This window comes from Neolewinella lacunae, from assembly GCF_014349155.1.
Lineage (GTDB): Bacteria > Bacteroidota > Bacteroidia > Chitinophagales > Saprospiraceae > Neolewinella > Neolewinella lacunae.
Genome location: NZ_JACSIT010000102.1, coordinates 1 through 1,400 on the forward strand (window position 1 = coordinate 1; position 1,400 = coordinate 1,400).

Genomic DNA, 1,400 nt, shown 5'->3' on the forward strand with positions numbered 1-1,400 from the left:
GGCGTGGCGATGATTGAAAACGCTGACGCAGTAGTCAGCATCTACGACAACTGCCCGGATAACCTGAGTGGTCCCTTCACCGTTGGTGGCCCCGCAGCCCGGACCTTCGACTGCTCTTTTGCCGATTCTACCTTCCAGCGCACCGTCGTCATCACCGACGCCAGCGGCAATCAAGGCAGCTGCACTTATGACGTAACGGTGATCGACACGATCGTCCCCGTCATCGTCTGCGAAGCCATTGAAGTGGCCCTCGACAGCATGGGCGTGGCGATGATTGAAAACGCTGACGCAGTGGTCAGCATCTACGACAACTGCCCGGCTGACCTGAGCGGTCCCTTCACCGTTGGTGGCCCTGCCGCCCGCACCTTCGACTGCTCTTTTGCCGATTCTACCTTCCAGCGGACGGTTGTCATCACCGACGCTAGTGGCAACCAGGGCAGCTGCACTTACGATGTGACGGTAATTGATACGATCGCACCCATCGTAACTTGTGAAGAGATCGTCGTTCAGTTGGATGAAGCTGGCGTTGGCACCTACTGTGAGATCGCGCTGTTCGAAGCTACCGACAACTGTGCGGTCAACTTCGCGCCCTTCGACCAGTGCTTTGTCCTCGGCTGCGCAGACGTTGGCACCTTCGAAGTTCCCATTACGGTCTCTGACTTCAGCGGCAACAGCAGCAGTTGTACGGCTACGGTCACGGTGGAAGACAATGTTCCTCCCGTCGCCGTGTGTCAGGACGTCACCGTTCAGCTTGACGTCAGCGGCAATGGCTCGACCACCGCTGCGGTGGTAGGCAACGGCTCCAGCGATGCTTGCGGCATTGCCAGCCTTGCGCTCAACGTGACGGACTTCACCTGCGCCAACGTAGGCCCTAACGAAGTTACCCTGACGGTAACGGACGTTAACGGCAACAGTTCCACCTGCACGGCCACGGTAACGGTGGAAGACAACATCGCTCCCGAGATTGTCGTCACCCCCCAAACGGTGGTGCTGAGCAATGCCACGGGAACGGCCAGCCTGACGGTTGCCGACCTGGCCACGGCTACGGACAACTGCGGCATCGCCTCCCTGACGGCCAGCCAGCTGCTCTTCACCTGCGAAGACATCGGTGAGGTGGAAGTACTCATCACGGCCACGGACGTAAACGGCAACGTAACGACGGCCCCGGTCATCGTGACGGTCCAGTTCCTGCAGCCCAACCTGTCCTGCATCGGCGAGATCAACCTGACGCTCAACGATGACTGCCAGGGCCTGCTGATCCCCCGGATGATCCTGACGGGCAACGTAGCGTGCCTGGATGTCTTCGGCTTTGACATCACGGTAATGGACAGCGACCCGAGCAACGGCCCGATCATCGACGGCTGCGGCAGCTTCCAGTACATGATTCGCTCTACCGCCCA

Annotated in this window: 1 pseudogene; it reads left to right on the forward strand. The window is 59.7% G+C overall.

The window, feature by feature from the left end:
* Positions 1-1,400 (forward strand): annotated as a pseudogene (locus H9S92_RS11210) (hypothetical protein); the annotation flags it as partial.